Annotated in this window: 12 protein-coding genes; 4 read left to right on the top strand and 8 right to left on the bottom strand. The window is 49.9% G+C overall.

Annotated elements, in window-relative coordinates:
• Positions 1-344 precede the first annotated feature (344 nt).
• The 8 genes from VZ94_RS05975 to VZ94_RS22295 are packed head-to-tail and all read right to left on the bottom strand — an operon-like array spanning position 345 to position 6659.
• Entirely contained in the window at positions 345-2501 is a 2157-nt protein-coding gene (locus tag VZ94_RS05975) for a hybrid sensor histidine kinase/response regulator (protein ID WP_045778542.1), read from the bottom strand.
• A complete protein-coding gene (locus VZ94_RS25810; RefSeq protein ID WP_157844862.1) occupies positions 2480-2617 on the bottom strand; it encodes a hypothetical protein in 138 nt (45 codons plus the stop codon). The genes VZ94_RS05975 and VZ94_RS25810 overlap by 22 nt, the downstream gene beginning before the upstream one ends.
• Positions 2605-3090 (bottom strand): hypothetical protein, encoded by a 486-nt coding sequence (locus tag VZ94_RS05980; protein WP_045778543.1) that lies wholly within the window; start codon positions 3088-3090, stop codon positions 2605-2607. The genes VZ94_RS25810 and VZ94_RS05980 overlap by 13 nt, the downstream gene beginning before the upstream one ends.
• Before the next feature lie 59 nt (positions 3091-3149).
• Positions 3150-3623 carry a methyl-accepting chemotaxis protein gene (locus VZ94_RS05985; protein WP_157844864.1) on the bottom strand — a complete coding sequence of 158 codons (474 nt, stop codon included), beginning with the start codon at positions 3621-3623 and terminating at the stop codon, positions 3150-3152.
• Entirely contained in the window at positions 3614-4945 is a 1332-nt protein-coding gene (locus VZ94_RS05990; RefSeq protein ID WP_082081410.1) for a HAMP domain-containing protein, read from the bottom strand. Before VZ94_RS05990 ends, VZ94_RS05985 begins: the two co-directional genes overlap by 10 nt.
• Entirely contained in the window at positions 4903-5460 is a 558-nt protein-coding gene (locus VZ94_RS05995) for a chemotaxis protein CheW (RefSeq protein ID WP_045778546.1), read from the bottom strand. The genes VZ94_RS05990 and VZ94_RS05995 overlap by 43 nt, the downstream gene beginning before the upstream one ends.
• A complete protein-coding gene (locus VZ94_RS06000; RefSeq protein WP_045778551.1) occupies positions 5461-5829 on the bottom strand; it encodes a response regulator in 369 nt (122 codons plus the stop codon).
• A gap of 59 nt (positions 5830-5888) precedes the next feature.
• Positions 5889-6659, bottom strand: coding sequence for a response regulator (locus tag VZ94_RS22295; protein WP_052700251.1), 771 nt, complete (start codon positions 6657-6659; stop codon positions 5889-5891).
• A 170-nt stretch (positions 6660-6829) separates the two neighbouring features.
• On the opposite strand from VZ94_RS22295, the gene VZ94_RS06010 reads away from it, so the two are divergent.
• The 4 genes from VZ94_RS06010 to VZ94_RS06025 all read left to right on the top strand — a co-directional run bounded on the left by VZ94_RS06010 (position 6830) and on the right by VZ94_RS06025 (position 9532).
• On the top strand, positions 6830-7504 hold the full coding sequence (locus VZ94_RS06010) for a spondin domain-containing protein (protein ID WP_045778547.1): 675 nt from the start codon (positions 6830-6832) through the stop codon (positions 7502-7504).
• 91 nt (positions 7505-7595) lie between these two features.
• Positions 7596-7892, top strand: coding sequence for a hypothetical protein (locus VZ94_RS06015; protein WP_131655479.1), 297 nt, complete (start codon positions 7596-7598; stop codon positions 7890-7892).
• Between the two features lie 21 nt (positions 7893-7913).
• Complete coding sequence (locus VZ94_RS06020) at positions 7914-8762, top strand: hypothetical protein (RefSeq protein WP_045778549.1); 849 nt, start codon at positions 7914-7916, stop codon at positions 8760-8762.
• 11 nt (positions 8763-8773) lie between these two features.
• Positions 8774-9532: a glycosyltransferase family 2 protein gene (locus tag VZ94_RS06025; RefSeq protein ID WP_045778550.1), complete on the top strand. Its 759-nt coding sequence runs from the start codon at positions 8774-8776 to the stop codon at positions 9530-9532.
• Positions 9533-10078 lie beyond the last annotated feature (546 nt).

Raw genomic sequence — 10078 nt, forward strand, 5'->3', positions numbered from 1 at the left:
ACACAGGGGGACTTGAAGAGCGCCATCCATGGCACTGGATTCCGGCAATCCATGCCGGAATGACGGGTATGTAAAACTATGGCTTTCTGATTGGTCGCGGTTTAACATCATAACAATCAATGAAAAAGGTGCGCACAGCGCACCCAACGGCAACACTCGATAGTGTATAGCCGAAAAATCTAAGCACAGCCTTCTAATGAGAAAAGAAACTCGGGCTACGCACTTTAGGCGGGACAATACCACACGGGATAGGGCATTCAGAACGCAGGACGCCGTAAATACATCCCTGTAGGCTTGGTGGCAGCATCCCTGCCACCACCACCTGCGTTCTAAACGTCCTGTCCCTACTTAAGTTGGTAGCCGAAACTCGTGCTTAATTCAGCGATGCCTTGATGGTTTTCCGCCAACAACCGCTTCACTTGCTGCAGCAATTCCAGCTCAGACCACGGTTTTGACAGATAAGCATCAATACCGACGGCATGAGCTTGTCGGCGGTGCTTATCGCTGGTGCGGGAGCTTATCATCAAAGTCGGCAGCTTTTTGCTATCAACCTGTTTTTTTAGCAAAGCGACCAATTCCAAGCCGTTCATGCGCGGCATTTCCAAATCGGTGATTAGCATATCCGGGCGGGCGTGTTGCAATTGTTTAAGCGCATCGACGCCATCGACAGCGGTGATAACTTGAAAACCGCTGTCGCGTAGCGTATCGGCAGTAGTTTGGCGGGCGCTTAAGGAATCGTCTACCACCAATATCAACGGCGGTTTCGGCGGTATAGTGGGTAACGCATGAGGATTGAGCCTGCCAAACAAACGTTGGTGGCGGATTAACGCGGGTAAATCTAGCACTGGCGCAATACGGCCATTGCTGAGGATAATCGCTGCTGTTAAGCCAGGTAGCGTTGGCAAATACGAACCTAAGCTTTTCAGCACGACTTCACGGTGTCCGATCAGCGTTGTTAAATACACGGCAGCCCAGTCATGCTCTGCAAGTTGTAATAACACGACACCTTGCCGATTATGCTTAGCACTAGGCAGGGTAGGTCTAGGCCATAAGTTTTCCAATCGATATAACGGATACTGGTTATCGCCGTGCCGGAAGCTATCGGTCTCTATGGCATCCGCCATCAGCACTTGGCGTATGCCATAGCTGCTGAGAGCAACGACTTGTCCGCCACATTCGGCTAACAATACCTTGGCTAACAAGGCAGTAGATGGCAATGTAAGTGTAAAAGTACAACCTAGACCTGGCTCAGAGTGAATATCCAAAGCGCCTTGCAAGCAGCTAATGTCTTGATTCACCACATCCATGCCAATGCCGCGCCCGGACAATTCAGTCGCGGTCGTGCGGGTAGAAAAACCCGGCAGTAATATTAAGCGGTCAATTTCGCTGTCGCTTAATACTGTGGTTTCATCCAATAAGCCTTTGCTGACCGCGCTATGGCGCACGGCGGCACGGTCTATGCCTTGCCCGTCATCTTGACAAGAAACCGTCAATTGATTCTCCTCTCGGTGAAAACTCAGGGTAATGCAGCCTAATTCAGATTTACCAGCCGCTAGGCGTTGTTCCGGAGTTTCTAAACCGTGATCAATAGCGTTGCGCAACAAGTGCATCAGCGGGTCGGCTAGTTGTGCCAGCAATTGGCTATCTAACAAGGTGTCCGCACCAACAAGGTGTAGTTCAGCTTGTTTGCCGCTAATACTTGCAGCCTGACGCACAGTGCGTTGCCAACGAGCAGCTAGGCTATCAGCGGCAACTAAACGACTATCCAGTACGGTTTGCAAACTGGCTTGATGCAACTGACTAAAAACGGCCAAGCTGTTTTGGTTTTGCCGTGCTAGAGCCAGAGCCGTTTTTTCGGTCGCAAAATTATCTGCTAGCATTTCATACAGTTGTGGTAACAAGCCTTGCCACGTTGCAAATTGTTGCATTTCCAAGCTATCGAAATCGCTTGTGCTGCTAGCGTTTTGTTGTGGGTTGACTAAGCTATGCTCTAATTCCGCCAATAGCCTAAGTTGCTGATGATAATGGCGGCGATGGCCTTGCAATAGCGTTTTTAATTGCCTGTTTTGCGTTTGTAATTGCACTAAGACGTTATGACTTTCCCCGGCCAAGCGCAGCAGTTCATCCAGCAAAGTCATGGGAACCCGTACCCATGCGCTTTCACCTGCTGTGCTCGGTTGATAAATCGGTGGCTTAGGTAAATGCCCAGGTTCTAACATTTCCGGCGTAGACCTAGGCACAAAGTCAACAGCACTGCCTTCGCTTAGCCGACCTTGTTGTAGCCGATAAACTTGATCTAGCACCTGCTGTAAAATAGCAACGCTACCTACTGCCGCCGGTTGTTGCTGAATCATCGCATCGACCCAACCGGCCAAGCTATCAACGCTATGTAATAAGCAGGCGAGTAATTCGGCATCAGGCATTAACCTGTGCTGATCTAGGGCTTCAAACAGGTCTTCCAAATGATGAGTTAGATTGACTATGCCTTGACAACCCACCATGCAGCCAATCCTTTGAGGGTATGCGCTTGACGCTGGGCGATGCGGAGCTGTTCGACTTCAGGACATTGCTGGTAACGGTTCAGCGTCACTGCTAATTGCTCAGTCAACGATGGCATCTCGTCAAACACCATGCTAGCAAATGCGAGTCAACATCTGCAGCCAACGTCAGCGCAACGTCTGCCATGCTGGCTATTTGTCGCTCTAGGGTCTGTGCGCAGGCAGGGCTAACTTGTTGTAGGCCGAAAGCCAGCTCTGTTGCGCTCTCGTCATCTAAACAATAAGGCCATTCAGGGTTGGTAAAAACCGCCAGCAAAGCGTCTTGACAAGCGCTATCATCGGGTTGACGGCAATAACCCGCTAGCAGCAGTAAGGCTTGCCCTATCAACAAGCTGCCATCGTCGCTTAACGCGTCCGAATCATCCAGAAAAATCGTTATATTATCGCCTAACAGTTGTACCAGTTGCACCAAAGCCGTCCATGCCAACAACGATGCCGCATTGACAATAGGCGGCAAGGCGCTGCTGAGAGTGCTAAGCTCGGCCTGGTCTTGCCAATGTTGGTGTTGGTTTTGCAATTGCTCGGCTATCATGGCCAACAAGGCCGGATCAACAGCGGCAATGTCTTGGGCAGTTGACGGCGCAGCATGACTTAAATCTCCGCCAATTTAAATTGAGCTATTGCCGTTTGTAGCAATGCAGCGGCTGAAACCAGCGTTTCCGATAACTGGGCTTGTTGTTGCATTTTAGCATTGGTGGTACTGGCGCTGGCATCAATGCTGACAGCGCGAAAGCGCAATTGCTCAGTCACTTCAGTTTGTTCGCGGGCTTGGCGCGCAATATGCGCCACGGCGTTAACCAAGGTTTCAGTGTTGCTACGCGTGGTCTGCATGGTCTCGCCCGCTTGTTGCGCGAGTTGCGTACCTGCCACGACATCACCTATCACGGTGTTGATTGCTTGCATGGTATCGGCGGTTTCCAGTTGGATATTATTAACCAAGCCTTCAATGTCGGCGGCAGCTTCGCGCGAGTTTTCCGCTAAGCGTTGTACCTCATCCACGACGACCATTAATGCCTTACCGGCAATGCCTGCCGATGCCGCTTGCATACTCGCATTCAGCGACAAGATATGGGTGCGCTCGGAAAATTGTCCAACAATTTGACAATGCCGCCAATTTCTTGCGAGCGCTCGCCTAAGCGCTTGATTTTCTTTTCGGCCTCTTGGATGGTACTGCGAATTTTAGTAATACTGCCCAGGGTTTGATTAACCGATTGAGCCGCCGTTTCGGTGCTGCGTATGGTTTGCTGGGAAATGACACCGGCATTTTGCGCCAAGCTGAAAATGCTTTGCAGCACAGCGATGGCTTGGTTTAATCCAACTAAGGTTTGGGCGATTTCTTGCTGTTCCAGATGCGCGGCGTCCATCACATCGGTGGCTTGGCTTTTGACTGACAACGAGGCTTCGGCTACGTCATTAGCAACTTGCCGTACGCCTTGTAATACATCGGCGAACGATTCAGCCAATCGGTTAACCGAATCGGACACCGCGCCCGTAACATCGGCGGCAACCGGTACGCGCACGGTCAAATCACGTTGACCTAGCCGAAATAGGTTTTCCAGTAAAGCGACGATGGAACGGTTTAATGTAGCATTTTCTTGTTCTTTATCGGCCAGGGCTTGGATACGCTCATCGAGTAAGCGGTTTAACGTGGCTGCCAAGCGTCCTAGTTCATCAGCACTATTGACGCAGCTACGAGCGGTCATGTCACCGTCGGCAAGGCGACTAATCGTCTGATGCAACTTGGCAACCGGTATTAACACGCCGTAGCGGAGCATAATACCTGCGGCCAATAAGATGAGAAACATCGCCGCAACTGCCATGTTAAAGCGTTCCAACATTGCTTGCTGCTCTTGTGCGTACGCTGCATTATCTTGAGTTTGATAATCGTGCTTAATACGGTAAAAACGTTCCATTAACGGCGCCAAGGCGGTAATAGTGGCTTCCATGTTCGTACGCCATTGCTTGTGTTGTGGGTCGTGGGCTTCTGCGGTGGCGCTACGATGAAAATCGTCTTGATAACGGTTTAGCTGTTGCTGAATGCTGTCCACCACCGTGCGGTCGGCCTCGGTACGCAGTTGTCCAGCAATCAAACTAAGTGCTTGTTCGACCTTGCCCATACTGGTCTCAAACGCTTCCAGTTGACTCATGTCTTTACTCAACTGAAAATCTTTATCGGCATTACGCGCTTCCAAGGCGTTAATAGTGACGGCATCGACTAAATTGGACAAGGTGTTAAGCTGGTTGTTACGCGCCAAAGCCTGCCCGTTTAAGCTTAGGGTTTGTTGATAATTCAACACCAAGGCTAACAGGCCAGAACCCAGGAATCCAGCCACCAGCAGGAATTTTATCGGTAAACGAATGTCGCCGAACCACGAAAGTAAACGCATGGGAAAGCTCCACGGATTGAGAAGTTAGGAGGTTGATTGTGTCTGTCTGTAAAGACCGGCCAAGGTTTTAGCCGCTCTAATAAATCTGGATAAGCGACTTCTAGCCATGTATGCGTACCATCATGAAAGCCACCGAGTAAATAAGGCTTTAGCCAAGGCGGTGCCAAAACTTCGGTTAATGGCAAGCCCTGCAAAGCCGTGAGCGCTTGCGGGTAGCCTTGCAAACTTAGCGCCCATAACGCCGGGGCCTGACCTAACGCCACGATGTAGCGAGGCTGTATCGCCGGTGGCGCGCCAGACCATACCGCCCAATCAAACACCGGCACGACTTTGCCACGCCAATTGCATAAGCCCAGACACCAATCCGGTTGATACGCTAACGCCGTAATGTCAGGCTCGGCTAGCAATTCGGCGGGGCTGTCTTTAGGCAATAATAACCGCCAATCACCTATCTGTATGCCGTGGCGTAACTCAATGCTGAGCTCATCGGGTGTTATTTCGTTGCTTTCATACATCTAATCCAACCTCGCGAGTTCCGCTAATATTTGCTCATCGCTGTAAGGCTTGCCAATCAAGGTACAAGCCCCTTGTAACTGCGCCCAAACGTGGTCAGCTTGCTGGTTTTTTTGCGACACGATGATAACCGGGATGTGCCTCGTTTCTTCTGCTGTGGTCAATTGCCTACAAGCGCAAAAACCATCCATTTCCGGCATTAATACATCCAGAAAAATTAAATCAGGTTGATGCAAACGGGCTTTCGCCAAACCGTCTACGCCATTGTCGGCGGTGATAAGTTGTAACGGGCGACCGGCGTTGTGCAAAATGCTTAATAAGCGCTGCTGATCAGGCGCCGTGTCTTCTATAACCAGTATTTTTTTGCTCATAGCGTGTTTCACGATGGGGTTGATATAAATCAATAATGCGGTTATGTCACTTAGTCCGCTTAAGCTGTCTCGTTCGCATGTTGTGCCAACCATTTTGTGATGCGTAACATGGTTTTTTGGAACTGCTCCGGAACAATCGGCTTGGTCAAATAAGTGGTGCAACCTGCAATCACGCCTTTCACCTCATCCATGGGCGAGGTTTTGGACGATAACATGATGATGGGTAATTTTTTTAATGTCGGCCGTTGGCGTAACCGGCTACACGTGTCAAACCCGTCTAGTCCAGGCATCATGATGTCCAGAAAAATCAAGTCGTAAGGCTTGAGTAAGGTTTGCTGCAAAGCCGCCTCACCGCTGTCGGCAAAGTCAATTTGCAAGGTTACTGTTAATTTCCCCAGCTCCTGCGCTAACGCATGTTGCATTGCCGGGCTGTCATCTACAATTAACACCTGGTAACAAGGTGAATTGGCCATGCAGATAGCTTCAGAAGTAAGTGGTTGCGGCACGGCAGTATCGGTTTCCGAAGGTAAGTTCTCGCTAATACTGTCCAAAATTCGTAATACACGAGAAGCGACTAGCGGATAAGGAATATGCAATTGCCCACTACTAGGCGGCTTAGCGGCAACCACAGCCACAGTGCAACCGGTATCGCCAGTTAATCGCGTTAGCGCCGGGTGCGCTAACGTCTCTTCGCCAAAAACCAATAACACAGTGGGCATGACGCCATCGTCTAATGCGTGCAACTGGTAATCCCGATTTTTACCTAGCGGCAACAGTTTGGCTAACTTGGCCTGCTCATGAGGCGGAAAGCCCAATGTGCTAATGTTCATCGCGGTCCCCTTAAGATAAAGCTATTTTGCCGAGGATTATTGCGATTAGACGGGAGGTTGGCTAGTCACATTTATTTGATTTTTTTGTGATAGTTTTGTGATAGTTGTCGTTAACAATAACCTCCGATCGCATCGATCAAAACCACTACTTGAATTTTTTGGAGATAACCATGCGCCGCCGTCTTATTGTTTTGAGTTTGCCTTTACTATCTGCTTTGATGAGTCCTGGTCTAGCCCAAGCCCGCGACCGTTTTGAAGTCACGATTACCAACATAACCCGTGGTCAGCAATTTACGCCGTTTTTAGTGGCCAGTCACAATAGCCGAGTCAATTTGTTCTCGCTAGGCCAAGCCGCTACGACCGAATTAGCAACCTTGGCCGAATCCGGTGCCACCGCCCCGCTTGCAGCTTTGCTAACGGCTAATAAAAATGTCAAAGCGGTAAACGCGACCTCAGGCCTGTTAAATCCAGGCCAATCCGTGACCATAACCGTCGATGCTGGCGTCAACTTTAACCAATTTAGCGCGGCGGCAATGTTGATTCCAACTAACGATGCGTTTGTCGCGTTAAACAACGTTAATGCGCCTAGAGAATTTAATGTGCCGGTTACGTTCATGGCGCCGGTTTACGATGCCGGTAGCGAGAAAAATGACGAATTATGCGCCTCTATCCCCGGCCCGCATTTTGATGAATGCGGCGGTGCAGGCGGTGGTGCGGATGTAGCCGGTGATGAAGAAGGTTTTGTCCATGTTCATGCAGGCATTCATGGCATAGGCGATTTAAAACCGGAATACCGCGATTGGCGTAACCCGGCAGCTAAGATTACTATACGCCGTATCCATTAATCGTTATTGTTGCTTGCTGCATGACCATCTCGCTGCTGCCTATACCCTATTAAGGTGGTCATGCACACCTATGACCTTTTGGAACATTATTATGAAACAACTCATTCCCTTTATCTTCATCGCGTTAGCATGTACCTCGTCTTCGGCGTTCGCTTCCGGCTCTTACAGCATCAGCGGCGGTGATCAAGCTAACCAAGCCTATAACCTAGGCAAGTCAGCCTTTTACCGTAAATTGGCTTGTGCCGGTTGTCCTTTGGCAGGTCAGGAATTAAACGAGAGCAATGCCACCGAATGGCTAACACAGCTAAGCCAAGCTAATGAATTATCACAAAAACTGTCAACAACCGAGCGCGACGCAGTGATTGTGTATCTAAAAACGCCGCTATAAACTGGATTAACGGGGAAACACATGAGCAAACAAAGTATTTTAACGGCGCTAACCTTATTGACAGTGGCGCAAACAGCGCAGGCTGACAGCAATCCATGGTTACCCGAACCCGGCGCTATTAATGGTTCAGTCTCTTATGTTTACCAAACCACTGACCGTTTTTTCTTAGGCAACAAACTGTCGGAGCTACCTGAAGAGTTATCGCAACATACCGTGAATTTTTATGGCGAATATGGTTTAAGCGATAGTATTGCACTGGATGCAAGCTTAGGTTATTCGTCTAGCGAGTTTATCGCTACGCCCTCAGACGGGCCTGCCCCTTTTGGCGCCAGCCTTGATGGATTGACCGACACACATCTGGGGATACGCTGGCGTGCTTTAGACGAATTCATCGCCGCACCAGTAACCGTTACGTTTAGAGCAGGTGGCATTGTCCGTGGTGATTACCAAGTAGGTGCGTTAAATGCCATAGGTGACGGCGCGTCGGGTGGTGAATTTTCTGCGCTGATTGGACGCTTATTCGAAAACGGCTTATCTGTATCCAGCGAGCTAGGTTATCGCACCTTTGAAGGCCAAGTGCCAGACCAGTTTTTTGCCAATATCAGAGGCAGCTATGCGATTAACGCTAAAGCCAGCATCGGTATTAACTATCAGATACAAGAGTCGTTAAGTGGCATCGACATTGGCGCACCCGGCTTCACGTTCGCGCGCTTTCCAGGCTTGAATGAAGATTATCAACTGCTAGGCGGCAATTTGAGTTATCAATTAACGCCTGCGACATCGGTGACGGTGGTCTATGCTGGCATCGTGGATGGCCGTAACACGTCTTATCATGATTTAGCCGGTATTAATCTAGGCTTTAGTTTTTAGGCGAACTGACTATGTACCAGCAATTGCACATTACCGCCGTCATTCCGGCTTTAAACGAAGAACTGGCGATTAGCCAAGTCGTGCAAGACATCTTAGCGTTGCAAGATGCCGTTGGCAGGCCGGTGGTGGACACTGTCATCGTCGCCGATAACGGCAGCACTGATGCTACCGCAACGCTAGCAAAAGCGGCCGGCGCATCTGTAGTGCTTGCAGCGCAACGCGGTTATGGCGCAGCGTGTTTGGCAGCAATTAACCAGATTAGCGCGACGGATGTGGTCGTGTTTATCGATGGTGACGGTTCCGTTAACGCGCAGCAAATCCCTTATTTGTTAGCGCGTATCGCTGCCGGTGCCGATTTAGTGATAGGCTCAAGAACTTTAGGCTATGTCGAAGCAGGCGCGATGACGTGGTCGCAGCAAGTAGGCACAGCGCTGGTGGCTTCTATTATTAACGTGCTATGGTCGGCAACCGTCACCGATTTAGGTCCGTTGCGCGCTATCCGTTATCCAGGTCTTAAAGCCTTAGACATGCAAGATACTCGTTACGGCTGGACCGTTGAAATGCAAGTTAAAGCGTTGCAACTCGATTTTGCGTTAGTCGAAATCCCGGTGGACTGCCGGGTGCGGCTAGGCAAGTCTAAAATTAGCGGTACCGTGCGAGGCGTGTTTGGCGCGGCTATGGGTATGGTCGGAATGGTTGTGCGTTTGCGCTGGCAGCAATGGCGTGGGTGTTTATGGCGTGACCAAGCACCGCTAAGTCGCCATAGCTAACTTTTGATGAGCTACCAACATAAGGCGGGACTTGGCATGTAGGCTTGGTGGCAACATCCCTGCTGCCAACACCTGTAAGCACAAGGTAGAGCAATGCAGGAGCTATTGCCGAGGAACAGTGAGCTGGTTCCCAAGCTCAGGAGGCTGTGAAAGTATTCAGATTTTCATAAACTTATCAATATATGGTGATTAAAAATTATATTTACCACTATATATTGTGTTACAGATTTTAAAAAATGAATACTTTCACAGTCTCTCAGGCTTTGGAGTCCAACTCGAGAAGTTCTAACTTCGAGAATTCTGGAAGCTGGAGCTTCCAAGGCTGCATTCCCAAGCCGGAGCTCTCATTGTTATACACAAGTGTCCGTGGGACACCCAAAGCTCGTCATTCCGGCAGGGAAGCCGGAATCCAGTGCCATGGACGGTAACCTGGTAGTTGCACAGACGCTTGATTCAGCAAAAGTGGGCTATACACTTAAGACGGGACAGGGCGTTTAGGACGCAGGTGTCGGCAGCAGGGATGCTGCCGCCAAGCCTACAGGGACG

This window comes from Methylocucumis oryzae, assembly GCF_000963695.1.
Taxonomy (GTDB): domain Bacteria; phylum Pseudomonadota; class Gammaproteobacteria; order Methylococcales; family Methylomonadaceae; genus Methylovulum; species Methylovulum oryzae.